We start from the raw sequence: 23,614 nt of genomic DNA, 5'->3' as shown, positions 1-23,614 counted from the left end.
GGTTCGATGCGGTCCTTGCGAGCGGTGAAGTTCACCGCCGGGCGATGCTCATGGTCAGTGCAGGCTGACCGTCTTCAGTTCGTCCTCGGCAGCACGATAGAAGGTGCTGGAGCGATTATCGGTCAAAAGGATCGGGGTGCCGTCCGCGCCGAAAAGCGCCCATAGGTCGACATCCGGATCAATATCGGGCGCTTCCGGAAAGCAGCGGGATACTTCGGACCAATCCATTTTTCTGATGTAGCCGACCTCACCGGTGCCGATATTGGCAAGTTCGGATTGGGTCAGGCGGGCGGTGGCTTCTTTCAACAACATGCTCGTACCTCCAGTATGAGGGACCAACAGCTCCAGAGCATGACGCCGAAAAGGGTAAGGGCTTCCGGTGTTTGGCTCCAGGCCGTTGTCCTACTGTGAGACCGAAATGTTAATTTTCTTTACTATGCGGTCCGGTTCCGGCCGAATGAGGTCGACGGAGAGCAGGCCGTTCTTCAGCGTGGCGCCAAGCACCTGCATGCCGTCGGCAAGGACGAAAACACGCTGGAACTGTCGGGCGGCAATGCCGCGATAGAGATAGTCGCGCTCACCCTGTTCGAGCTGTCGGCCACGGATCAGCAGCTGGTTTTCTTCCGTCGTGACATCGAGTTCGTCTTCGGAAAAGCCGGCAACTGCCAGCGTGATGCGCAGGCGTTCCGGCTCGCCGGAGAGGCGGTCGGCACGCATCCGTTCTATATTGTAGGGAGGGTAACCGTCGCTGGCCTTGGAAATTCGCTCTAGCGTCTTTTCCATAGTGTCAAAGCCCAGAAGCAGCGGGCTGGCAAAGGGAGTCGTCCGGCTCATCGTCTCAAGTCCTTGGGTGTCAAGCGACCGTTCCGGACCTGATCTTCAGCACCCGGTTGTCCCTAATATGGGAGTACGCGCCTGTGAGTGCAAGCCATGGCGCCTTCGCATTTGCGAGATCAAAATCGATGGTGAAAAATCGTTTTGTGACATCAAGAGCAGGTGCTTGACAAAGCCTGACAGGACTCGCGACAAAGCCTCTCAATCTGCACCGGAGGAAAGTTACAGATATGAGCGAACCCAGAAAAATCATCATCGATACCGACCCTGGTCAGGACGACGCCGCCGCGATCTTTCTCGCCTTCGGCAGCCGCGAGGAGATCGACGTACTCGGCATCACGACGGTCGCCGGCAACGTGCCGCTGCGGCTGACGAGCCGCAATGCCCGCATCGTCTGCGAACTCTGCAATCGTCGCGACGTCAAGGTTTTCGCGGGCGCCGACGCACCGCTGAAGCGCAAGCTGGTGACGGCGGAGCACGTGCATGGCAAGACGGGACTGGATGGTCCTGAGTTGTCCGAGCCGACGATGGAGCTGCAGCCGGGCCATGCGGTCGATTTCATCATCGATACGCTGCGCAAGGAACCGGAGGGCGCCGTCACGCTCTGCACGCTCGGCCCGTTGACCAATATCGCAATGGCCTTTCAAAAGGCCCCTGATATCGTCGGACGCGTGCGTGAGCTCGTCATGATGGGCGGCGGCTTTTTCGAAGGCGGTAACATCACGCCGGCCGCCGAGTTCAACATCTATGTCGACCCGGAGGCGGCAGATGTCGTGTTCCGCTCCGGCGTGCCGATCGTCATGATGCCGCTCGACGTCACCCACAAGCTGCTCACCCGCAAGGATCGCGTCGCCCGCATGGCTGCCGTCGGCACCCCGCCGGCCAAGGCCATGGTTGAGATGCTCGAGTTCTTCGAGCGCTTCGATATTGAAAAATACGGTTCGGACGGCGGCCCGCTGCACGATCCCACGGTTGTCGCCTACCTTCTGAAGCCGGAGCTCTTCAAGGGCCGCGAGTGCAATGTCGAGATCGAGGTGACGTCTGAACTGACCGTCGGCATGACCGTAGTCGACTGGTGGCACGTCACCGACCGCAAGCGCAATGCCAAGGTCATGCGCGACGTCGATGCCGATGGCTTCTTCGCGCTGCTGACGGAACGCTTCGCCCGCATCTGATTGAGACCCAAGTGAAAAGGCCGCCGGATCTCTCCGGCGGCCTTTTGTATTTCATCTAGCCAAAGTCGGCTCAGAACTCTTCCCAGTCGTCATGGGCGAGCGCATTGGCGCCCTGCGTCTGTGGAACCGCCTTGCGTGCCGGTGCGGCAACGGGCGGTACTGCTCGGCGTGGGGCTGCCGGAGCCCGCATCTGCTGGGCGGTTGCGCGCAATGCGCTGGCATTGTCCTGGACGGCCCGCGCGGTGCGGAAGCGCGCAACGAGCGTTTTCAGCGATTGTGCTTCCTCTGCAAGAGCCACGCTGGAAGCTGTGGTCTCCTCGACCATCGCGGCGTTCTGCTGGGTTACCTGATCCATCTGGTTCATGGCCGAGTTGATTTCCTTGAGGCCGATAGCCTGCTCGCTCGCAGAAGCGGAGATCTGGCGGATGAGGCCGTTGATCTCCATCACCTGCTGGGCGATCTTGTGCAGGGCATCGCCCGTGCGGCCGACCAGATCGACACCTTCCTTAACCTGTCCGGCCGAGGCATTGATCAGGGTCTTGATCTCCTTGGCGGCGTTGGCCGAGCGCTGGGCCAGCTCGCGCACTTCCTGGGCGACCACGGCAAAGCCCTTGCCTGCTTCACCGGCGCGGGCCGCTTCGACACCGGCATTGAGCGCCAGGAGATTGGTCTGGAAGGCGATCTCGTCGATGACGCCGATGATGCGCGAGACCTCCTGCGAGGATTGCTCGATGCCGTGCATGGAGGCAATGGCCTTCTGTACGATCTCGCCGGAATGCTCTGCATCCTGCGATGCGGCATTGACGCTGCTTGCCGCCGTGCGGGCGTTCTCGGCGCTCGAATTGACCTGCGCGGTCAGCTCGTTGAGGGCCGCTGCCGTTTCTTCGAGGCTGGCTGCCTGCTGTTCCGTACGGCGGGCGAGATCCGAGGCGCTGTTGCTGATTTCGCCAGTGCCGCTGCCGATATTGCCGACGCTCACATTGACCGTGTGAACGGTCTCTTCCAGGCTCGCCAGTGCAGCATTGAAATCCTGCTTGAGCTGGGCGTATTCGCCAGGGAAGTCGTCCGTGATCCGCTGGTTGAGATTGCCCTTCGAAAGCTCTGCGAGGTTCTGGCCGAGAATGCTGACGATATGGCGCTGCAGCGTAACGCTCTCGTTGCGTTCGCTCTCCGAGCGACGGCGTTCACCCTCGGCAGCTAGGCGCTGATCGTTGGCTTCGCCTTCCAGCCGCTTGGTGTCGGCAAGGGCAAAGCGGAAGCCTTCCAGAGCCTTGGCAACGGAGCCCACTTCGTCGGCACGAGCCTGGCCGGCGACCGGTTCGGCATAATTGCCGGCGCTGAGGCGATTGACGCTGGCGACGAGGCCGGCAAGCGGCGTCTGCACGAAGCCGCGCACCGCGGCGTAGAGAGCGAGCATCACGGCGGCAAGCACGAGAATGCCGGCGACGATCATCATATAGGTTTGGTCGCGTACCGGCGCCGCGATCGCGCTATGCGGTACGTCGATGAGAACGACCCAGGTGGCATTCAGGCCAGGGACGGCGAAGGGATAGACGACGCGGTCGAATTCCTCGCCGCCTGCCTCGGAGAGGTTCTTGAGGATGCTTGTCGACGAGGAGGTCAATGCCGCCTTGATGGCATCGGCGCCCGAGCCATTATAGTCCTTCATCAGCAGGTCCGCGCTCGGCGCGACCAGCCACTTGTTATCCTGGGAAACCAGCAGCACGCGGCCGGTGCCGAACGGCTGCATCTTCTGGAGCTTCGTGGAAAGCGAGTTGAGGGAAATGTCGACGCCCGCGACGCCGATCAGCTTGCCGCCCGACATGACGGGATAGGCGATCGAGCTCATGGTCGTCGGAACATCGGTGCCCTGCGCCAGATAGGGCGGCGTGATCGCGCCCTTGCCGCTGTCGGCGGCAAGCTTCCACCAGGCGGCAGTGTAATCATTGTCGAAGGTCGAGAACTGGATGCCGCCGTCCTTCGTCTTGGACCAGTAGGGCGAAAAGGCGCCCTTGTCGTTGACGCCCTGATCCTTGTTGCCGGCAAGCTCGGTCGTCTTGCCATCCAGCGCGCCGAGCTGCTCGCAGAACCAGCTGCCGAAGGCAAAGGCATTCTGTTCGACATTCGCCTTGAGGATGTTGATCATGCCCTTGCGGTCGAAAGTATGGCCCTCGTGACCGCGACCGATGATGGCGGCCATCGAACGGGCGGCGCTCGCCAATTCGCCGACATTGGCGGCGATTTCGTTGGAGATGGACTTGGCCTCGGTATTGGCCTGATCCATCGTCAGCGTCTCGACGCGATCCCGGGTTTGGGAAATCAGCAGAAAGTTGGAAACCAGCAAGACAACTGCGATCGCCAGCCCGGTGACCAAGATCAGCTTGGCCGCAAGCGACTTCATACGAAAGACGAACATCATTTCCTCGAAAATGCGATGCGTCGGATACACATTATCCGGATGCAAGGTCGGCGCAGGATGGCCCTGTCATGGGGCCGCCGTGAAAAATCCTGCCGGTGCCGGAGGGCCATACACGCCAGGCCAGAGGAGAATGATATGGAAGCGCAAAAATTTAATTAATTGCGCTTCGTAACACTTATGAAATTTTAGCCTTAAAGCTTCTCGGCGACTTCGCTGGCAACCGGAATGGATGGCTGCGCGCCCGGCTTCAAACAAGCGAGCGAACCGGCAACGGCGGCACGGCGCAGGCTGGCATCAAAATCCAGGCCCTGATCGAGGCTCGCGGCGAAATAGCCGCAGAAGGTATCGCCAGCGCCCACGGTGTCGACCGGCTCGATGACGAGGCCCTTGGCGCGTGAAACCTCGCCGTCACGAATGGCGATGACGCCGTCGCCGCCGAGCGTCACGATCAGCGTTTGGCCGGTTTCGCCGTGCAGGCGGACAAGAGCCGTCTCACGCTCGGCTGCCGACATGTTGTCCTGGCCGGCCAGTCGCTCGAATTCCGTTTCGTTGGCGATGACGATATCGGCAAGGCGGCCGAGGCGCGCAGCGTCGGGGATCAGCGGCGCGAGATTGAGGACGGTGCGCACGCCCTTTGCCTTTGCGGCGTTCAGCGCCGTTTCGACGGCATCCACCGGGATCTCGAACTGAAGCATCAGCGTATCGCCGGGGTTCAGCGCGGCCACAGCTGCGGCGGCATGTTCGGCCGTATTCGTGCCGTTGGCGCCGGGAACGACGGCGATCATGTTCTCCCCGTCACCGCCAACGAGGATGAGGGCCGTGCCCGTGGGCTCCGATACGCGCCGGGTGGTGGAAAGATCGGTGCCCGCCGCCTGAAGCAGATCCAGCGCAGGCTCCGCAAAGCCGTCATTGCCGACGGCGCCATTCATGCGCACATCTGCACCGGCGCGACGCGCGGCGAGTGCCTGATTGGCGCCCTTGCCGCCGGCCGCCGTCGAAAAGCCGTTGCCGGCAACGGTTTCGCCCGGCTTCGGCAAACGGTCGGTGGTGGCGATGAGGTCCATGTTGATGGAGCCGAAAATGGTAATCATGCGATGTCCTGCCCTGGGTGTTGCGCCTGCATGATCCTGCCCGAAGGCTGCCTTTGTCTTTTCGGATCATGCATCGATTGGGCGCGACACTGCCGAAGCGATCAGTCTTCGTCAACTACCCTGAGCTTGAGTTGGCTCGTTCGGTTGTCGACAGGCTTGGGCCGTTCTTCTGGCCGTACCTTGGCAGGCTCCTTCGCGGCCTCGAATTCCAGCGCCTCGATCCGCTCGCCGCGCCTTGCCAGCTTGTCGGCCGAGGTGACGATCATGTCGACATCCTTCTGCGCCACGGCGAAATGCCCTTGCAGCTTGCGCACCCTTTCATCCAGGCGCGAGAGATCGTCCATCAGATGTGCGACTTCGCTCTGAATGACGTGGGCCTGCTCGCGCATGCGCTGGTCTTTCAGCACTGCTTGAATGACCTGGATCGACAGCATCAGCAGCGACGGCGAGACGATGACGATGCGGGCACGCTGGGCTTTCTGGACGATCGCCTCGAAATTCTCGTGGATCTCGGCAAAGATCGACTCGGACGGCACGAAGAGAAAGGCCGTGTCCTGCGTTTCGCTCGGGATCAGATATTTCTCCGAGATGTCGCGGATATGAAGTTCCAGATCCCTTCGAAACTGCTGCGCGGCGATCTTGCCGTGTTCGGGAGTGGCGGCACTGCGAATGGCGTTCCAAGCCTCCAGCGGAAACTTCGCATCGATCACGAGTGGCGGCGAGCCGTTCGGCATGCGAACGGTGCAATCGGGTCGGGAGCCGTTGGATAGCGTCGCCTGAAACGCATAGGCGCCCATCGGCAGCCCGTCGGCGATGATGGTTTCCATGCGCGCCTGACCGAAGGCGCCGCGCGTCTGCTTGTTGGACAGAATAGCCTGCAGGCCGACGACATCCTTCGCCAGCGTCTGGATATTGGTCTGCGCGGCGTCGATGACGGCAAGCCTTTCCTGCAGGCGGCGCAGGTTTTCATGCGTCGAGCGTGTCTGCTCGCCGATCGTCGCCGTCACCCGCTGAGACATGCCGTCCAGGCGCTGGCCGATGGCCTGATTAAGCTCCGCTTGCCGCGAGCCGAAGACTTCGGCCATCGTGGCGAGCCGCCCCTGCATCTCTGCCTGCGATCGCAGCAGCGCCGCCATCGTATGCTCTGTACCGAGCGCATCATCCTCCGCTTGTGCCCTTCCGCGAACGAAAAGGACGATCACGGCGATCGCAAGCATTATGACGAGGCCGGTCAGAACATGGACCGTGGAAATGGCTTGGCCGAAGAGGATGAAGGACATGAAACCTGGCGCGCTGATGAAGTTCTCGTCGGAAGCATAGCAAAATTGTCGTGAATATCCAGATCAAACCGTGAACAAAATTTCGCGGCTATTTACGTCGGTTCGGCAGGCTTTCGTTGAAAAAACACAGCGTCACCGCCATCTTGGCGATTCCATCGCACAACAAGATGCGTTATGGGAAACGTCATGACGATCAAGCCACTCATCATTTTGCCCGACCCGCTGCTCCGCCAGGCTTCCAAGCCCATCGAGCAGATCGATACCGAAATTCAGCGCCTCGCCGACGACATGCTGGAAACCATGTATGACGCGCCGGGCATCGGCCTTGCCGCGATCCAGATCGGCGTTCCTCGTCGGATGCTTGTGATCGATGTCGCGCGGGAAGGCGAAGAGAAGACGCCGCTGGTTTTCATCAATCCGGAAATCGTCGCTTCGTCCGATGAGCGTTCGGTCTATGAGGAAGGCTGCCTTTCGATTCCGGATTACTATGCGGAAGTGGAGCGCCCGGCGCGCGTGACCGTCAAGCATCTGGACCGCAACGGCAAGGAACAGCTCACCGAGGCTGACGGCCTGCTGGCGACCTGCGTGCAGCACGAGATCGACCACCTGAACGGCGTGTTGTTCATCGACTATATCTCCCGCCTGAAGCGCGACATGGTGATCAAGAAGTTCACCAAGGCCGCCAAGGCCAAGGCTCTCTGATAGCAAGCCATTGAAGGATCTGTCGTGAGCGCCTATGATATCATTGATATCAAATGGAGGCGCGAATGAGTGATCTTTTGTTGCGCGGCATTGACGACAGCCTGAAGAAGCAATTGCAAGTAAATGCCAATCGGCATGGCCGCAGCCTCTCCGATGAGGCGATTGCCTTGCTGCGCCAATCGCTCGGACGTGAGCAGGATGGAAGCAAGTCGGCCGGGCAGCGATTGAGAGCCGTTCTCGGCGCGGAGAAGCTCAGCGAAGAGGAAGTCGAAGCAATCAATGCCTTTCGAAATGGGCCGGATCGCGATCCGCCCCGTTTCGAATAGGTTTGTGGCGAACGCATGATCGTTCTGGACACCAATGTCGTATCGGAGCTGCAAGGGCGACTGTATAGCGAGCGCATATTATCCTGGCTTGACGGCTTCGCTGCCGAGGCCGTTTTCTTGACCGCCATCACCGTCGGAGAAGTCCGGTTCGGGCTGGAACTCCTGGTCGAGGGAAAACGCAAGACGGCCTTGCTCGCGGAACTGGAAGCGGTAGAGGCGGAGTTTTCCGGCCGCGTTCTGGGGTTTTCCACCAACGCAGCCCATCAATACGGAATAATCTCCGCTCGACGTCACAAGCTTGGGCGAAGGATGGAAACGAAGGACGCCATGATCGCCGCCATCTGTCTTGCGAATGGCGCGACCCTGGCGACGCGCAACACAAAAGACTTCGAGGGGCTTGATCTCAAGCTCATAAACCCGTTTGAAGGCGGCTAACATTTGACCCAGATGGCGCTCGGGTCACGCGAAACTTGATAATCTCAGCCGGATGGACCGCATGTCGCTCAACATCATTTTCATGGGAACACCCGAATTTTCCGTACCGACGTTGCGGGCTTTGATCGATGCCGGGCACAAGGTGCGGGCCGTCTATACACAGCCGCCGCGCCCAGGTGGCCGGCGCGGGCTGGACCTGCAGAAGTCGCCGGTGCATCAGGCGGCCGAATTACTGGGCCTGCCGGTCTTCACGCCGGTCAACTTCAAGGACCCGGACGAGCGCCAGCGCTTTCGCGACCTCGATGCCGATGTCGCCGTTGTCGTCGCCTATGGCCTGCTGCTGCCGGAAGCGATCCTCGGGGGCACGCGCCTTGGCTGCTACAACGGCCATGCCTCGCTGCTGCCGCGCTGGCGTGGGGCTGCTCCCATCCAGCGTGCCATCATGGCCGGCGACGCCAAGACCGGCATGATGGTGATGAAGATGGACAAGGGGCTCGATACCGGCCCGGTCGCGCTCACACGCGAGGTTGACATCGGTGATACCATGACTGCTGGCGAGTTGCATGACAGGCTGATGCTCGTCGGCGCGAAGGCGATGGCCGAGGCGATGAACAAGCTGGAGCATGACGAACTGCCGCTGACCGCTCAGCCGTCCGAAGGCGTTCTCTATGCCGCGAAGATCGACAAGGGCGAGACCCGTATTGATTTCGGCAAGCCGGCGGCCGATGTCCACAATCATATTCGCGGCTTGTCGCCGTTTCCCGGTGCCTGGTTCGAAGCCGAAATCGCCGGCCGACCAGAGCGCGTCAAGGTGTTGGGTTCCGAATTGGCCGAAGGCAATGCCGTGGCCGGACAGGTTCTGACGGATGATCTCGTCATTGCCTGCGCCAACGGCGCCGTCCGGCTCACGAAGCTGCAGAAGGCTGGCGGCAAGCCGCTGGCGGCAGCCGATTTCCTGCGCGGCACGCCGATTGCGCTTGGCACCGTGCTTGCATCGGAGCAAGCCTGATGCCGCGTTACAAGATGACCGTCGAATATGACGGCATTCCCTATGTCGGCTGGCAGCGTCAGGAAAACGGCCCTTCCGTGCAGGGCGCAATCGAAGGCGCCATCCTGTCGCTGACGGGCGAAACGGTTTCGATCCGCGGCGCGGGGCGCACCGATTCCGGCGTGCACGCCATGGGTCAGGTCATGCATGCCGATCTCTCCAAGGACTGGAAGATCTATACGCTGCGCAATGCGCTCAATGCCCATCTAAGGATGGCTGGCGACCGTGTCGCCATTCTCGATATCGTCGAGGTCGACCAGAGCTTCGATGCGCGCTTTTCGGCCATCCGCCGCCATTATCTCTACCGCATCATTGCCCGCCGCGCGCCATTGGCGCTGGAAGCCGGCCGCGCCTGGTGGGTGCCGAAGGACATGGATTACGAGGTGATGCATGCCGCGGCGCAGACCCTCGTCGGCCTGCATGATTTCACCACCTTCCGCTCGGCCCATTGTCAGGCAAACAGCCCGGTGCGCACCCTCGATCGGCTGGATGTGACGCGCAGCGGCGAGCTGATCGAGATCCGTGCCACGGCGCAGAGCTTCCTGCACAATCAGATCCGCTCCTTTGCCGGCACGCTGAAGCTGGCGGGCGAGGGCAAGTGGACGCCCGATGATGTGCGCGCGGCACTCGAGGCTCGGGATCGCAAGGCCTGCGGCCCTGTCGCTCCGCCGGATGGACTTTATTTCATGCAGGTGGATTATCGCGATGGCGCCGGTTTTCCTGACGATGTCGAAAATGCCGACGACGGCGAGGACCAGTCGTAATCTCCATCGGCTATTTTAGCCTGGCGGATAGACGCCGAGGAAGCGCTGCAGGAAATCCGTCAAAAGCATGGTCGGTATCAGCAGCACCAGCGTCAACGTGCCGATGAACAGCGGATGCGTGCCGCAGATCATTCTGAGCATGCGCGCCAGCGAAAAGATGATTGCCATCATCAGAACAAGCCACAGCAGCGCCACCAGCCCGCTGGAGCCGGGAATGAAGGCAATCAACGCGATCAGCAGCGCGTTCAGATAGGATGTTGGCACGCCGAGCCAGTTTACCACGACGACGATCGGCGTAAACTTATCGCCGAAACGGAAAATCAGCAGCAATACGCCGGCCAGAACGAGCGGGATCAGCCAGTTCGCGACCTCGACCAGCGCCAGACGCAGAAAGAAGGCGAGGCCCGTCGATGTCTCCGGCGGCATCGCCGTCAGATAGGCCTTCTGCCACCAGAGCCAGGAAATACCGATCGACGGCAGGCTCCAGAAAATCGCCCAGAAAGAGCGCAGCATGCCGCGGTCCGATATGTCGAGATACTGGAAGCCGCGCGCATCCATGCGGATCAGCAGCCAGAGGCCAGACAGGTAATATTGGACTTCCCTAAAGCTCGGCATTCTCGAACCAGCGCTGGATGAAGGTCTGGTAGATCCCGGTCAGCGTTTCGAGATCAGCGACGGCCACGCGTTCGTCGACCATATGCATGGTCTGGCCGACGAGGCCGAATTCGACGACGGGGCAGTAATCCTTGATGTAGCGGGCATCCGAGGTGCCGCCGGTGGTCGAAAGCACCGGCCTTTGACCGGTGATGTTCTCGACGGCGGAGGAGAGCGAGGCGATCAGCGCGTTGTTGCGCGTCAGGAAGACTTGGCTGGGCCGTTCGGACCAGACGATGCCGTATTTCGCCGGTGGCCGTCCGGGGCGCAACGTCTGATCGGCTGCCGCAGCATCCAGACGAGCCAGGATTGCGGCCTTCAACGTCTCGACGGTCCAGCTGTCGTTGAAGCGGATGTTGAAGGTCGCGGTCGCCTTGGCGGGAATGACGTTGGTAGCGGCATTGCCGACGTCGATCGTCGTCACTTCGAGGTTGGACGGCTGGAAATTGTCTGTGCCGGCGTCAAAAGGCGGGTCGAGCAGCGCTTCCGTCAGCTTGACGATGCTGCGCACCGGGTTGTCGGCAAGGTGCGGATAGGCGGCATGACCCTGAACGCCGTGGACGGTGATGGTGCCGGAGATCGAGCCGCGGCGGCCGATCTTGATCATGTCGCCCAGCCGGTTCGGATTGGTCGGCTCGCCGACGAGCGATGCATCCCATGTTTCGCCACGCTCGGCTGCCCATTGCAGCAGCTTGACGGTGCCGTTGATCGCCGGTCCCTCTTCGTCGCCGGTGATCAGGAAGGAGATCGAGCCGGCGGGCTTGCCATGCTTCTCGATATGGCGCGCCACGGCGGCGACGAAACAGGCGATGCCGCCCTTCATGTCCACTGCGCCGCGGCCGAAAAGCTCGCCATTGGCGATTTCGGCGGCGAAAGGCGGATGGGTCCAGGAAGCCGCATCGCCGATCGGAACGACATCCGTATGGCCGGCAAACATCAGGTGCGGCCCATCCGCGCCGAGGCGCGCATAAAGGTTTTCGATATCGGGCGTTCCCGGCTCGCTTGCGGTCATGCGTTCGACCTTGAAGCCGAGCGGCAGCAGCATGTCGGCAAGTGCGGTCAACGCACCGCCTTCGGCAGGGGTGACGGAGGCACAGCGAATGAGGGTCTGCAGATTGGCGACGGGATCGGTAACAGTCATCGGGGGCAACTTATCCGGCGGGAAATGGCAAAGCGATGGCAAAGGGTCGGTGGCGACTCGAAATTCTTTGCCGCGATTCCAGCAATCGCACAGGCATGCTCACCCGGCAAGCATAAGGGAAGCGCGATATGGCGACCGCGCTTCCAAAATTTGCGGATCAATCGCGCAGCAGCTCGTTGATGCCGGTCTTCGAACGGGTCTTTTCATCGACGCGCTTGACGATGACGGCGCAATAAAGGCTCGGAGCCGGCTGGCCGTTTGCCATGGTGTTGCCGCTCGGCAGGGCGCCGGCGACGACGACGGAATAGGGCGGAACTTCACCATAGGTGATTTCGCCGGTGGCGCGATCGACGATCTTGGTGGACTTGCCGATGAAGACACCCATGCCGAGCACCGAACCTTCACGCACGATGCAGCCCTCGACGACCTCGGAACGAGCGCCGATGAAGCAATTGTCTTCGATGATGGTCGGGCCGGCCTGCATCGGCTCCAGCACGCCGCCGATGCCGACGCCGCCCGAGAGATGCACATGCTTGCCGATCTGCGCGCAGGAGCCGACGGTCGCCCAGGTATCGACCATGGTGCCTTCGCCGACATAGGCGCCGAGATTGACGAAGGACGGCATCAGGATGGCGTTGGGCGCGATATAGGCGGAATGACGTACGACAGCGTTCGGCACGGCGCGGAAGCCGGCCTCGCGGAAGCGGTTCTCGCCCCAGCCTTCGAACTTCGAGGGAACCTTGTCCCACCAGGTGGCGCCGCCGGAGCCGCCTTCGACGATCTTCATGTCGTTGAGACGGAAGGAGAGCAGAACCGCTTTCTTGAGCCACTGGTTGACGGTCCAGTTGCCGTCCGCGCCACGCTCTGCCACGCGAACCTTGCCGCTGTCGAGAAGATTGAGCGCCGTCTCGACGGCATCGCGGATTTCGCCGCGCGTCGACGTGTTCACATTGTCGCGATTGTCGAAGGCAGCCTCGATGGACTTTTCGAGGGAGGCGAGATCGTTAGCGCTCATGGGAATTCCTTAAAACGTCAGGGCCTATCGTGATTTCCGGATAATGGTCCGGAAGCGGTCGATTGGTCCTATAGCATGGAGTTCGAAAATGGAATGTCTTTTCCGCGCCGATTGAGCTTGGATTCAAGGCGTTGTAGGGGCATATGCAAGAGCTTGGGCATTCCTGTCTGCGGGCGGGAAAGGTCCGTCATGATCGATTTGAAAGGCATGAAGAAATGAGCAAGGCGAAGAACGGCAGGCTGCGGCGCAAGGATGGGGTTTGGGACCCATTGAAGACGAGTTCGGCGGACAAGCAGCGAGCCGAGTCCGTGCCGCGCACGCCGCAGTCGATGTCGCCTTCCTACCGGCTCGCCTATGCCGACGAGGATTTCCTGTGCCGCGAGGAATTGCGGCCGATCCGCCTGCAGCTGGAATTGCTGAAGACCGAAATGTCGCTGACCGAGCGCGGCATCAAGTCGACCGTCGTCATGTTTGGCGGCGCGCGCATTCCAGCCCCCGGCACCAATGCCTGGGCTGCCCGCAACGACGTGCAGCGCGCCAATCTCGAGGCGGCATCGGTCTATTACGAGGAAGCCCGCAAGTTCGCCCGGCTTTGCTCCCGCTATTCCGCCGGCTTCGATTACCACGAATATGTCGTCGTCACCGGCGGTGGGCCGGGCGTCATGGAAGCCGGCAATCGCGGGGCGGCTGAAGAAGGAGCGCCATCGATCGGCCTCAACATCGTGCTGCCGCACGAGCAGGCGCCGAATGCCTATGTCACCCCGGAACTCAGCTTCAATTTCCATTACTTCGCGATCCGCAAGATGCACTTCATGGTGCGCGCCAAGGCGATCGCGGTGTTTCCGGGCGGCTTCGGCACGCTCGACGAACTGTTCGAATGCCTGACGCTGATCCAGACGGGCCGCATGGAGCGGCTGCCGCTCATCCTGTTTGGCGAGAAGTTCTGGCGCAGCATCATCAATTTCGACGCGCTTGCCGAATTCGGCACGATCGCTCCCGATGATGTCAACCTCATCAGCTTCGTCGATACCGCCGACGAGGCGTGGAAGATCGTTACCGACTTCTACGAGCACGATAACGGCCACCACGACAACGGCCACTGATACCAAAAAGCCCGCCGTCGCGGAGGCGAGGGCGGGCTTTCGTTTGTGAGACTATTGCCGGAGCGACGCGCTTACAGCAGCGGCCGGACCTGGATGTCGTCCAGGTTGACCACACCGTCGTGGTTCCGGTCCAGCCGGTCGAAGATCTTGTTCATGGCGTCTTCGGCTTCCTTCTTGCTGATCTGGCCGCTCTGGTCGGTATCGGCAAAGCGGAAGATCATCGCACCGCGCATGAAGCCGCCTTCATGCATGAAGCGGCCATGCGGTCCGTGATGGCGATGACCGTCGCCGCCCTTGTCGTTGTCATTGTCGTTTTGAGCCTGGTCGCTCTTGGACTGGTCAGCCGGAGCCTGATTGGGTTGAGCCTGATTAGCCGAGGCCTGATTATTCTGGGCCTGATTGGCTTGAGCCTGGTCGCCGCCCTGTGCCTGGCCATTCTGAGTCTGATCGCCATTGGCCTTGGCGTGCTCGGCCCGCCACTGCTTCATCTGTTCCTGACGATAGGCACGATATTCGCCGGGGGTGATTTCACCGTCATGATTGACGTCGATCTGGTCGAAGATCTTGTCGACGCCCGCCTTGACTTCATCCCGGGTAAGCTTCGTATCGCCCGGATTGCCGAATTCCTTCAGCATGCGCACGTAAAGGACTGCGGGCGAAAAATGCGGTCTGTGCCAGCGGCCTTGATGATAGTGATGATGGTGCCTGCCCCAGCCCTCGCCATCATGTTGAGCGGCGAGGGCCATCTGCGCGGCACCGCCCAGAAGCAGGGTTGCGGAAAGTCCAGCCAGAAGAAGTTTTTTCCCGTTCATCGCTTTTCCTTTCGTGTCGAGGAATGGTCAAACGATACGGCTGGCCGCGGAAAACGACCAATTAAACCTCTGTAAGGCGGATGAAACTTTGGTAACCCCATTCTAATGAATGGTTAAACCAACGTCTTGAGGAAGGCGGTGAGGTCGTCGGTCACATAGTCGATGTGGTCGTCTTCCCCGGTCGTTCGCTCCCACCATTCGACGACGGCTGTCTCGAGATTTTGCGGCACGAGAAGCACCGTCTTCATGCCGAGCGCCTTGGGTACGGTGAGGTTGCGCGGCAGGTCCTCGAACATGACGGCCTTTTTGGTGTCGACGCGATTGAGGCTCATGAACTTGTCGTAAGTCGTCCCGGCCGGCTTCGGCACGTAGTCGGCTGCAACGATGTCGAAGATGTCGTCGAAATTGTCGAGGATACCGAGAGCGCCGGCGGTCGCTTCCGCGTGCTTGACGCTGCCGTTGGTGAAGATGAACTTGCGTCCCGGCAGCGCCTTGATAGCGGCGGCGAGCTCCGGCTGCGGCGTCAGCGCGGAATAGTCGATCGCATGCGCCTTCTCCAGGAAATCGTTGGGATCGATGCCGTGATGGATCATCAGCCCCTGCAAGGTCGTGCCGTGCTCGAGGTAATATTGCTTCTGCAGTTTGCGGGCGTCTTCTCGCTCCATCTGCAGAAGAGCAGAGACATAAGCCGTCATATTCTTGTCGATCTGCGCGAAGAGATCAACATGATGCGGATAAAGCGTGTTGTCGAGATCGAACACCCAATCGCGGATGTTCGAGAAATCTGATGGCTGGGAGAGTGTTTTTGTCTGGCTCATGGGCTCTTATCGCATGTGCGCTCCCGGCAGGGGAAGGAAAATATTCGTCCTGCGACAAGTAGGTCGGATCGGGGAGATTGCCGGATGATCCAATGCCGGCTATGATTTTACTATTGATTTCCGGGGTTTTACTCTATTTGCCATGTGAGGGGGAGCTTACGCTCTTTCTGGTCGCGGAGGAGAAATCACCCGGCCGGGCTTTTCGGAGGGGATGCGATGAGTCAGGTGGAGAAGGCACAGGAATTCGCGCGGCTGCACAAGAAGGGCGAGCCGCTGATCCTTTTCAATATTTGGGATGCAGGCTCTGCCAAGGCCGTTACCGAGGCCGGTGCAAAGGCGCTGGCGACGGGAAGCTGGTCGGTTGCCGCCGCCAACGGCTTCGGCGATGGTCAGGCAATCCCGCTATCGCTGCTGGCGGTTACGGCCAGGCTGATTTCGGTGACGAGCCCCTTGCCTCTGTCGGTCGATTTCGAGGGCGGTTATGCCGTTGAACCCGAGGAAGTCGCCGCCAATGTCGAAAAGATCATGGATCACGGTGCCATCGGCATCAATTTCGAGGATCAGGTGATCGGCGGCCAGGGCGTTCATCCAATCGAGGCGCAGACGGCACGCATTCGCGCCATCCGGGAAATGGCCGATCGCCGCGAGCTGCCGTTGTTCATCAATGCCCGCACGGATCTTTTCCTGCAGGAAAGCGACACGGCGCATCATCAGCTCCTGCTGGACGAGGCCTATCGCCGCGCCGACGCTTTCGCTCAGGCAGGCGCAAGCGGCTTCTTTGCGCCGGGGCTTGTCGAGCCGGACTTGATCGGGGCCCTTTGCGAGCGCTCGCCTTTGCCTGTTAACATCATGGTGCGCCCGACGACGCCCGACAACGAGACCATGGCAAGGCTGGGCGTCAGCCGTATCAGCTATGGGCCGGCGCCCTATCGATCGATCATGGGAATGCTGAAAAGCGAGGCCGAGGCCATCTACCGGCCGGCTTGAGCACAATAGCAGCCAGCAATACTACCTTCGACAGATGGGCACTTTAGGTAAACCACGACAGGAGCGAATATGTCTGAGCGCGACACCAGGCTCCACGGTAGCTGGCGGCTGATTTCCTTTGAGACTGAGCTTCAGGATTCAGGAGAGCGCAGCCAACCATGGGGCGACCACCCCAATGGGCGCCTTATTTTCGGCTCTGATGGGCGGATGATGGTGCTGGTTACCGCAGGTGCGCGGGAGCCAGGGACGACGGATGAGAAACTGCTGGGACTTTTCCGTACCATGATGACCTATACCGGACGGTATAGGATAGAGGAGGATAGGTTCATCACCAGGATCGACTCATCCTGGAATGAAGCCTGGAACGGCAGTGAGCAGGAACGCTTCTACAGGCTTGATGGAGACACGCTCGAGGTTTCCACGGGCTGGATGCCCAATCCGTTGGTATCGGGAAATCCAATAGGAAGGGCAGTTCTCGGGTTTAGACGCGAGTAGCGTCCCCTGCGCTGGGTTCGCAACCAGTCGCCGGCTTGCAAACCAACACCTCGCGCTGATCATGCGGCCGGTGGTGTTAATCCAAGCCATCATTGTGTCCATTGGGCTTCGCAGCCCAACGGAAACACAGCAGATTGAAATCACCCGATTTCTCTTTCAGTCAGCCTCTGAGACGCTGCGGCCTTTAAGGGACGATCAGCGTGCCGGCGCCGCGCTCGGTGAAGATTTCGAGCAGCACCGAATGGGCCGTCTTGCCGTTGAGGATGACAACGCCCTGCACGCCGGCCTTGATGGCGTCGATGCAGGTTTCGACCTTCGGGATCATGCCGCCGGAAATCGTGCCGTCGGCGATCAGCGCGTGCGCCTGTGACACGGAAAGCTCCTTGATCAGCTGACCCTGCTTGTCGAGCACGCCGGGAACATCCGTCAGGAACAGCAGGCGCGTGGCGCTGAGCGCGCCGGCGATCGCGCCGGCGAAAGTGTCTGCGTTGATGTTGTAGGTGGCGCCGTCGCGGCCGGGAGCGACCGGGGCGATGACGGGGATCATCTCCGACTTGGCGAGCAGGTCGAGCAGCGTGCGGTCGACTTCGACCACCTCGCCGACGAAGCCGAGATCGAGGACGCGCTCGATGTTGGAATCCGGGTCCTTGATGGTCTTGTGCGCCTTTTCGGCGAAGACCATGTTGCCGTCCTTGCCGCAAAGGCCGATCGCCCATTCGCCGGTCTGGTTGATCAGCGCGACGATTTCCTTGTTGATCGAGCCGGCGAGCACCATTTCGACGATCTCGACCGTCTTCTGGTCGGTGACGCGCAATCCGCCTTCGAATTTCGATTCGATGCCCATCTTCGTCAGCATGGCGCCGATCTGCGGACCGCCGCCATGAACGACGATCGGGTTGACGCCCGACTGCTTCAACAGGGCGATGTCGGCGGCAAAGGCCTTGCCGAGTTCAACATTGCCCATGGCATGGCCACCGTATTTCACGACGATGGTCTTGTTTTCGTAGCGCTGCATATAGGGCAGCGCTTGGGCGAGCAGGTTGGCTTGGAGTTCGCTGTGGGCTTCGGACATGGTGCACCCTTCGGAATTGATCGCGGCCTTTTATCTCAAGTTTTTGACAGAGGGAATAATGATGTCGGCATTAAAGCATGTCACGCAAGAGTGTGCAGCGGTTTTGCGATAACGGCATGCGTGGAATCAAAGACCTAAAGCGCGAAAAGCGAATCTGAAACATCGCACCGGGCTTTAGTTGACGCTATGTCACATTAGCGTCGCTGAAATTGATAGCGCCGGCACGTTTGCCGATGCGCAGTTTTCTTCTAAAGATGATGCAGACGTCGCAACCGGGGATTTGGATGGCGAGCCAGGAGACGGAAGCGCTGATCGGCCGCATCGCCATGCGTGACCAGAAAGCCTTTGCTACGCTCTACAAGCGCACGAGCCCGAAACTCCTCGGCGTTTGCCTGCGTATTGTCGGTAACAAGGCGGATGCGGAAGAGGTCTTGCAGGAGGTCTATATCAAGGTCTGGCAGCGGGCCGAGCAATTTACCGCGGCGGAAGGGCCTGCCATGCCCTGGCTGACGGCGATCGCGCGCAATCGAGCCATTGATTTCATCCGCGCTCGCAAGCCTGTAGCCGACGAAATAGACAGCGCTTACGATCTCGCCGATCTCGAACCCGGTCCCGAAGAGCAAGCAATCGTGAAGGGAGAGGGAAGGCGGATTGACAGGTGCATGGAAGAGTTGGAAGCTGATCGCGCGCGGGCAGTTCGCAGCGCCTATGTCGAGGGCTTGAGCTACCAGGAGCTCGCCGATCAACACGCTGTGCCACTGAATACGATGCGCACCTGGCTGCGCCGAAGCCTGATCAGACTGAGAGAGTGCATGGACCGATGAGTACGCCCGATCAAAGCAAGGGAGGCCGCTCCCGCGACGAAGTCCTGGCCGGAGAATATGTGCTTGGCGTGCTTTCCCTGGAGGACAGGCAGAAGGTCGAGCGTCGCATGCGCAGCGATCGCCAGTTTGCCGCCATCGTCAGCCGCTGGGAGCAAAATCTCTCGGAATTCAACGAGGAATACGAAACGGTGACGCCAGCGCCCGCCGTATTTCCGAGGATCGAAAAGCGGATTTTCGGTGAAGCTGCATTTGGCGCCCATATGTGGAATTCACTGATGCTTTGGCGCACCGTCGCCTTCGGCTCGTTGTTTCTGGCCGCTGGCGTCCTCGTCTTTGCGATCACCAACGAGGGTGGCTTGCGCACGAGCTCAGGCAAGCAGCTCACCGCATCCCTTTCCGGCCAGAGCAGCCCTTTCAATCTCTTTGCCAATTATGACGTCGCCAATGGGCGCTTGAAGGTGACGCCGATCGCGGCCGGCAAGCCCGAGGAGAAATCGCTGGAGCTCTGGCTGATTCGCGGCAGCGATCCTGCCGAGGCTCTCGGCATCCTTCCACCGTCCGGCGATGGCGAAATCGTCCTGCCGCCGGAACTTCACGGTAAATTGACCGAAGGCGCGATCATTGCCGTCAGCGTCGAACCCTTCGGCGGCTCGCCGACCGGCAAACCCACGGGCGATGTGATCGCCTCCGGCACGATCCATCTGCCCTGAGGAATTTCGTCTCGCGAAAATCGATCGAGGCCGAAACTCTTTGTGGGGGCGCTCCGTATCTTCTTCCGACCCCGCCTGATCGGGGCAATAGAGAGGAAGAGGAGACGTCATGATCAAGACCGTGTTTCGCATTGCTGCCGCGGCCGCGATGCTGTCAGCCGCCGCCAGCCTTGCCTACGCCAAGGACCCGATGGTGGGTGGCGCTGCGATGTATGCCAACAAGAACATCATCCAGAATGCAGTGAACTCCAAAGATCACACAACGCTGGTCGCTGCCGTCAAGGCGGCCGGTCTCGTCGATACCCTTGAAGGCAAGGGGCCATTCACCGTCTTCGCGCCGACCAATGAAGCCTTCAAGCAGCTGCCGGCAGGCACTGTGGAAACGCTGCTGAAGCCTGAGAACAAGGCGAAGCTGGTCAAGATCCTGACATGCCATGTCGTGGCCGGCGACGATATGGCAGCCGCCATTAAGAAATGGGCGATGAGCAAGGGCGGCGAATACGAGCTGAAGACGGTCGGCGGCTGCACGATTAAGGCCATGGACAAGGGCGGCAAGCTGACGCTGACCGATGAAGCCGGCGGCACCGCTCACATCACCATCGCCGACGTCAAGCAGTCGAACGGCGTCATCCATGTGGTCGACAAGGTGTTGTTGCCGAAAATGTAATCCTCCGCGCGGCAACACGGCCGCCGCCCCTTACGCGGGGTCGGGAGCGGCGGCCTCATTCGACTGAAAGTGTAACTAAACCGGAATGCCGACCGTCAGGCCGATGGCCTCGCGCAATTCCTGCAGACCCACTCCCTTTTCCGAGGAGGTGGCGAGGATGCCGGGATAGGCGGCGGGGCGCTTGCGGATTTTTTCTGCGGTTTCAGCCAGCAGCTTCGGCAGGCCGGCTTCCTTGATCTTGTCCGTCTTGGTGAGCACGATCTGGTAGGAAACGGCGGCCTTGTCGAGCAAATCCAGCACGTCAGCGTCGTTCTTCTTGATCCCGTGGCGGCTGTCGATCAGCACATAGACGCGCTTCAGCGTCGTGCGCCCGCGCAGATAATCGAAGACCAGCTTCGTCCAGGCGTCGACCTGATCCTTCGGTGCTTCCGCGTAACCGTAGCCGGGCATATCGACCAACGCCATTGGCGGCAGGTCACCGCTTTCGCCGGAAAAGCCATCGGGAACGAAATAGTTGAGTTCCTGTGTGCGCCCCGGCGTATTCGAGGTACGCGCCAGCCCCTTGTGTCCGACCAGGGCATTGATCAGCGACGACTTGCCGACATTGGAGCGACCGGCGAACGCGATTTCCGGCGGCCCTTCCGGCGGCAGAAATTTCATGGACGGCACCCCGCGGATGAAAATCCACGGACGCCCGAAGAGCGGCTTGTCGTCTTTTGTCGTCTGGTCGGCCATTTGCTCAGTCTTTTACCTAGTTTGATGGTCTGGCTTCGGGGTTTTGTCCGGGAAAGTCAAGTTTTGATCGATATGTGGAGGCAGGTTGCGGACCCACACGCATGCTGCCATGCTGCGTGCATGGAACAAAATGCCTCGGAACACGATGATGCGATAGAGATCCGCCTCGATCCGAGAGAAGCGCTTGTTTTGTTCGAACTTCTGTCCCGTTGGTCCGATCCACAGACAACGCATACTCCCGACGAGCTGTGTTTCGAAAGCTCTGCGGAGTGCGCCGTGTTGAACGGCCTGCTCGCGGATATTGAGAAGCAGCTCACAGCTCCTTTCAAGCCTGAATACGAGCAGATTCTCGCCGATGCCCGCAGCTTCCTGGCAGCGCGCTGGAATTATCCGACTCTTCGTGGATGAGCTTTTCCAAGCTGACGGTCCGAGCCGGAATGCGCATGCACAGTCGTGGCGGTCCTGCAAAATCCGCAATTGCTGCACCGCGGCACTACCGAAGTCGTGCTAAGGCTCGATGCCATGAAAATCACCACGGAACAAAGCTATCGCAGGCGTATCGCCCGGGTCATCGAAGCGATCATGCTCGATCCCGCGGCACCGCACTCCGTCGAAAGCCTGGCTGATGTCGCCCATTTCTCGCCTTTTCATTTTCACAGGCTCTACCGGGCGATGACGGGCGAGAGCGTCGCGGCGACGATCCGCCGCGTGCGGCTTGCGCAGGCGGCCTATCAATTGGCGACAGGTCCTTCCTCCGTTACCGATGCCGCGCTGGAGGCGGGGTATGACAGCTCCCAGAGCTTCGCGCGTGCCTTTCGCAGCATGACGGGTCTTACTCCAACCGATTTCCAGCTGCAGCAGCAGGCGATCACAACAAATCTGCCCTCCGTTACTGTCCTCGACCAGCCTCCCGCAAAAGCCTTCGGGTTGCATCACCAGGGGCCGGCCCAGACGATACCGCATACCTTTCGCCGGCTCGCGCAAAGGCTGGCGGAACGCGGAAGCGCATGGCACGACATGACCCGCATAGGCATCGGTTCCGGCGATCCCGAGCAGGGCGAGGGGTTCTGGTATTTCGCGGGCGTCGTGCTGCCGCCGGATGACCCTGCCGCAGACGGCCTGGAGCAATGCGACATGCCTGGCGGCCTCTACGCCCGCTATCGGCTCATGGGGCCATATACCCTCATTTCACCGACCTTTCAGACACTCTTCGGCGGCTGGCTGCCACAGAGCGGCTACGAGCCTGACGACCGTCCCGTAATTGAGGCCTATCTCAACCATCCGGCCAAGGTGGCGGAGCGCGAAATAGCCACCGATCTGCTGATTCCGTTGCGTCGCACCGCAGACTGAACCGCTTGAGATCTGATTTCCGAATTGAACATGCCGCCATCAGGGCCAGCGTGCCGATGTCATTCGCCCCTGTCCCCCTCGATCAAGTTCCCGGAGAAGAAAATGCGTCTTTCGAAGATAGGAATTCTACTAGCACTCGGCCTGGCCGCCTCATCGGCTCAGGCGGCGGGTCTGGCATCCATTAAGGTGCCGGCTAGCGTTGATGGTCAGGCGCTGAGCGCCTTCGTCTGGTCGCCCTGCGCGACGCCGCCGGAGGAGGTGAAGCTCGGACCGATCACCTTGCCGGCAGCGCGCAATTGCCCGATCGCCGGCACCAAGCTGCCGCTCATCATCATCTCGCATGGGCACGGCGGCGGCTCTCTCAATCATCATGACACGGCGGAGACGCTGGCCGATGCCGGCTTTCTTGTGGTCGCGCTCAACCATCCAGGCGACAATTTTTCCGACCTCAGCCGGGCGGGCGACATCTCGATCATGTTTCAGCGGCCGCGGGACATAAAGCGCCTGCTCGATTTCCTGCTCGCCGATTGGCCGCAATCAACGAAGATCGATCCGGACCGAATCGGCTTCTTCGGCTTCTCGCGCGGTGGATACACTGGTCTCGTGCTTGCGGGCGCAGTCCCCGATTTCCATGATTCCACCGTTCCGTGCCCGGAGCCGGCCCCGATCTGCGGCGAGATTCGCCGCAACGAAATACCGGCCGATCCGCTTGTAGGCGATCCGCGCATCAAGGCCCTTGTCCTTGCCGATCCGCTGAGCTTCTTTTCGACGAAGGAAAGCCTGAAGGCGGTCGGCGCGCCAATCCAGCTCTGGAGTTCGGAGCATGGCGGCGATGGCGTGCTGCCTGACAATGTCGCGGCGCTGACGGCCAACTTGCCTGACAAGCCGGATTTCCACGTCGTGCCCGGTTCGGCCCATTTCGCCTTTCTGGCGCCATGCCCGCCCGCCCTGGCCGGATCTCAGCCGGAGATCTGCATGGACCAGTCGGGATTTGACAGAGCCGCATTTCATAAGACGTTTGATGGCGCCGTTCTCGAATTCTTCCGCAGGAACCTCGCGTCTGAGCGCAAGAGCTGACAGGGGCGGAGATAACCGTCCGGTTCGTGTCGAAGCAGAAGCTGAAAAAGAAAAGCCCCGCCGGAGCGGGGCTTTTGGCG

At 60.7% G+C, this 23,614-nt stretch carries 27 protein-coding genes; 15 read left to right on the top strand and 12 right to left on the bottom strand.

Features of this window, described 5'->3' with window-relative positions:
* Nucleotides 1-54: 54 nt before the first annotated feature.
* Nucleotides 55-312 (bottom strand): DUF1150 family protein, encoded by a 258-nt coding sequence (locus tag BJ928_RS05310; RefSeq protein ID WP_047628305.1) that lies wholly within the window; start codon nt 310-312, stop codon nt 55-57.
* A gap of 90 nt (nt 313-402) precedes the next feature.
* On the bottom strand, nt 403-834 hold the full coding sequence (locus BJ928_RS05305) for an Hsp20 family protein (RefSeq protein WP_047628303.1): 432 nt from the start codon (nt 832-834) through the stop codon (nt 403-405).
* A 230-nt stretch (nt 835-1,064) separates the two neighbouring features.
* Between BJ928_RS05305 and BJ928_RS05300 the strand changes: the two genes are divergently transcribed.
* Nucleotides 1,065-2,009 (top strand): nucleoside hydrolase, encoded by a 945-nt coding sequence (locus tag BJ928_RS05300; protein WP_047628302.1) that lies wholly within the window; start codon nt 1,065-1,067, stop codon nt 2,007-2,009.
* 70 nt (nt 2,010-2,079) lie between these two features.
* Here the strand turns inward: BJ928_RS05300 and BJ928_RS05295 are convergent, their stop codons facing one another.
* The 3 genes from BJ928_RS05295 to BJ928_RS05285 all read right to left on the bottom strand — a co-directional run bounded on the left by BJ928_RS05295 (nt 2,080) and on the right by BJ928_RS05285 (nt 6,799).
* Nucleotides 2,080-4,425, bottom strand: a complete 2,346-nt coding sequence (locus tag BJ928_RS05295) for a methyl-accepting chemotaxis protein (RefSeq protein WP_047628818.1) — start codon at nt 4,423-4,425, stop codon at nt 2,080-2,082.
* Nucleotides 4,426-4,619: 194 nt separating this feature from the next.
* On the bottom strand, nt 4,620-5,519 hold the full coding sequence (locus BJ928_RS05290; RefSeq protein ID WP_047628301.1) for a ribokinase: 900 nt from the start codon (nt 5,517-5,519) through the stop codon (nt 4,620-4,622).
* A 101-nt stretch (nt 5,520-5,620) separates the two neighbouring features.
* Nucleotides 5,621-6,799, bottom strand: coding sequence for a DNA recombination protein RmuC (locus BJ928_RS05285; protein WP_047628299.1), 1,179 nt, complete (start codon nt 6,797-6,799; stop codon nt 5,621-5,623).
* 186 nt (nt 6,800-6,985) lie between these two features.
* Between BJ928_RS05285 and def the strand changes: the two genes are divergently transcribed.
* The 5 genes from def to truA all read left to right on the top strand — a co-directional run bounded on the left by def (nt 6,986) and on the right by truA (nt 10,074).
* On the top strand, nt 6,986-7,501 hold the full coding sequence (gene def, locus BJ928_RS05280; RefSeq protein ID WP_047628297.1) for a peptide deformylase: 516 nt from the start codon (nt 6,986-6,988) through the stop codon (nt 7,499-7,501).
* Between the two features lie 65 nt (nt 7,502-7,566).
* Nucleotides 7,567-7,827: a plasmid stabilization protein gene (locus tag BJ928_RS05275; protein ID WP_047628295.1), complete on the top strand. Its 261-nt coding sequence runs from the start codon at nt 7,567-7,569 to the stop codon at nt 7,825-7,827.
* A 15-nt stretch (nt 7,828-7,842) separates the two neighbouring features.
* Complete coding sequence (locus tag BJ928_RS05270; RefSeq protein WP_047628293.1) at nt 7,843-8,262, top strand: type II toxin-antitoxin system VapC family toxin; 420 nt, start codon at nt 7,843-7,845, stop codon at nt 8,260-8,262.
* Nucleotides 8,263-8,323: 61 nt separating this feature from the next.
* Entirely contained in the window at nt 8,324-9,271 is a 948-nt protein-coding gene (gene fmt / locus BJ928_RS05265; protein ID WP_047628817.1) for a methionyl-tRNA formyltransferase, read from the top strand.
* Nucleotides 9,271-10,074, top strand: a complete 804-nt coding sequence (truA, locus tag BJ928_RS05260; RefSeq protein WP_047628292.1) for a tRNA pseudouridine(38-40) synthase TruA — start codon at nt 9,271-9,273, stop codon at nt 10,072-10,074. Before fmt ends, truA begins: the two co-directional genes overlap by 1 nt.
* Nucleotides 10,075-10,089: 15 nt before the next feature.
* Here the strand turns inward: truA and BJ928_RS05255 are convergent, their stop codons facing one another.
* The 3 genes from BJ928_RS05255 to dapD all read right to left on the bottom strand — a co-directional run bounded on the left by BJ928_RS05255 (nt 10,090) and on the right by dapD (nt 12,884).
* Nucleotides 10,090-10,689: a hypothetical protein gene (locus tag BJ928_RS05255; protein WP_047628291.1), complete on the bottom strand. Its 600-nt coding sequence runs from the start codon at nt 10,687-10,689 to the stop codon at nt 10,090-10,092.
* The gene (gene dapE, locus BJ928_RS05250) at nt 10,676-11,869 is read right to left on the bottom strand and encodes a succinyl-diaminopimelate desuccinylase (protein WP_047628289.1); all 1,194 of its coding nucleotides are present in this window, start codon (nt 11,867-11,869) and stop codon (nt 10,676-10,678) included. Before dapE ends, BJ928_RS05255 begins: the two co-directional genes overlap by 14 nt.
* Before the next feature lie 157 nt (nt 11,870-12,026).
* Complete coding sequence (gene dapD, locus BJ928_RS05245; protein ID WP_047628288.1) at nt 12,027-12,884, bottom strand: 2,3,4,5-tetrahydropyridine-2,6-dicarboxylate N-succinyltransferase; 858 nt, start codon at nt 12,882-12,884, stop codon at nt 12,027-12,029.
* A gap of 215 nt (nt 12,885-13,099) precedes the next feature.
* Here dapD and BJ928_RS05240 point away from each other — a divergent pair, with 215 nt between their 5' ends.
* The gene (locus BJ928_RS05240; RefSeq protein WP_047628286.1) at nt 13,100-13,987 is read left to right on the top strand and encodes an LOG family protein; all 888 of its coding nucleotides are present in this window, start codon (nt 13,100-13,102) and stop codon (nt 13,985-13,987) included.
* Nucleotides 13,988-14,058: 71 nt separating this feature from the next.
* Here BJ928_RS05240 and BJ928_RS05235 read toward each other — a convergent pair whose 3' ends face one another.
* Both BJ928_RS05235 and BJ928_RS05230 read right to left on the bottom strand, forming a co-directional pair.
* Nucleotides 14,059-14,799, bottom strand: a complete 741-nt coding sequence (locus BJ928_RS05235; protein WP_047628284.1) for an EF-hand domain-containing protein — start codon at nt 14,797-14,799, stop codon at nt 14,059-14,061.
* Nucleotides 14,800-14,912: 113 nt separating this feature from the next.
* Nucleotides 14,913-15,617, bottom strand: coding sequence for a pyrimidine 5'-nucleotidase (locus BJ928_RS05230; RefSeq protein ID WP_047628283.1), 705 nt, complete (start codon nt 15,615-15,617; stop codon nt 14,913-14,915).
* Between the two features lie 216 nt (nt 15,618-15,833).
* On the opposite strand from BJ928_RS05230, the gene BJ928_RS05225 reads away from it, so the two are divergent.
* Nucleotides 15,834-16,604 (top strand): isocitrate lyase/phosphoenolpyruvate mutase family protein, encoded by a 771-nt coding sequence (locus tag BJ928_RS05225; RefSeq protein ID WP_047628281.1) that lies wholly within the window; start codon nt 15,834-15,836, stop codon nt 16,602-16,604.
* A 69-nt stretch (nt 16,605-16,673) separates the two neighbouring features.
* Nucleotides 16,674-17,099, top strand: coding sequence for a lipocalin-like domain-containing protein (locus tag BJ928_RS05220; RefSeq protein WP_047628278.1), 426 nt, complete (start codon nt 16,674-16,676; stop codon nt 17,097-17,099).
* A gap of 184 nt (nt 17,100-17,283) precedes the next feature.
* Here the strand turns inward: BJ928_RS05220 and argB are convergent, their stop codons facing one another.
* A complete protein-coding gene (argB, locus tag BJ928_RS05215) occupies nt 17,284-18,171 on the bottom strand; it encodes an acetylglutamate kinase (RefSeq protein WP_047628276.1) in 888 nt (295 codons plus the stop codon).
* A gap of 284 nt (nt 18,172-18,455) precedes the next feature.
* Here argB and BJ928_RS05210 point away from each other — a divergent pair, with 284 nt between their 5' ends.
* The 3 genes from BJ928_RS05210 to BJ928_RS05200 all read left to right on the top strand — a co-directional run bounded on the left by BJ928_RS05210 (nt 18,456) and on the right by BJ928_RS05200 (nt 20,372).
* The gene (locus BJ928_RS05210; RefSeq protein WP_047628816.1) at nt 18,456-18,995 is read left to right on the top strand and encodes a sigma-70 family RNA polymerase sigma factor; all 540 of its coding nucleotides are present in this window, start codon (nt 18,456-18,458) and stop codon (nt 18,993-18,995) included.
* Nucleotides 18,992-19,705, top strand: a complete 714-nt coding sequence (locus tag BJ928_RS05205) for an anti-sigma factor (RefSeq protein ID WP_047628275.1) — start codon at nt 18,992-18,994, stop codon at nt 19,703-19,705. Before BJ928_RS05210 ends, BJ928_RS05205 begins: the two co-directional genes overlap by 4 nt.
* Nucleotides 19,706-19,814: 109 nt before the next feature.
* Complete coding sequence (locus BJ928_RS05200; RefSeq protein WP_047628274.1) at nt 19,815-20,372, top strand: fasciclin domain-containing protein; 558 nt, start codon at nt 19,815-19,817, stop codon at nt 20,370-20,372.
* Between the two features lie 75 nt (nt 20,373-20,447).
* Here BJ928_RS05200 and yihA read toward each other — a convergent pair whose 3' ends face one another.
* On the bottom strand, nt 20,448-21,107 hold the full coding sequence (gene yihA / locus BJ928_RS05195; RefSeq protein WP_047628273.1) for a ribosome biogenesis GTP-binding protein YihA/YsxC: 660 nt from the start codon (nt 21,105-21,107) through the stop codon (nt 20,448-20,450).
* 120 nt (nt 21,108-21,227) lie between these two features.
* Between yihA and BJ928_RS05190 the strand changes: the two genes are divergently transcribed.
* The 3 genes from BJ928_RS05190 (at nt 21,228) to BJ928_RS05180 (ending at nt 23,534) form a co-directional block, all read left to right on the top strand.
* On the top strand, nt 21,228-21,515 hold the full coding sequence (locus tag BJ928_RS05190; RefSeq protein ID WP_047628271.1) for a hypothetical protein: 288 nt from the start codon (nt 21,228-21,230) through the stop codon (nt 21,513-21,515).
* 45 nt (nt 21,516-21,560) lie between these two features.
* Nucleotides 21,561-22,457 (top strand): GyrI-like domain-containing protein, encoded by an 897-nt coding sequence (locus BJ928_RS05185; RefSeq protein WP_245432226.1) that lies wholly within the window; start codon nt 21,561-21,563, stop codon nt 22,455-22,457.
* A gap of 102 nt (nt 22,458-22,559) precedes the next feature.
* Complete coding sequence (locus BJ928_RS05180) at nt 22,560-23,534, top strand: alpha/beta hydrolase (protein ID WP_047628269.1); 975 nt, start codon at nt 22,560-22,562, stop codon at nt 23,532-23,534.
* Nucleotides 23,535-23,614: the final 80 nt, after the last annotated feature.

This window comes from Rhizobium sp. WW_1 (assembly GCF_003610155.1).
GTDB lineage: Bacteria > Pseudomonadota > Alphaproteobacteria > Rhizobiales > Rhizobiaceae > Rhizobium > Rhizobium tropici_A.
Note: the sequence above shows the minus strand (reverse complement) of the source record. Positions and strands in the feature narration are given on the sequence as shown.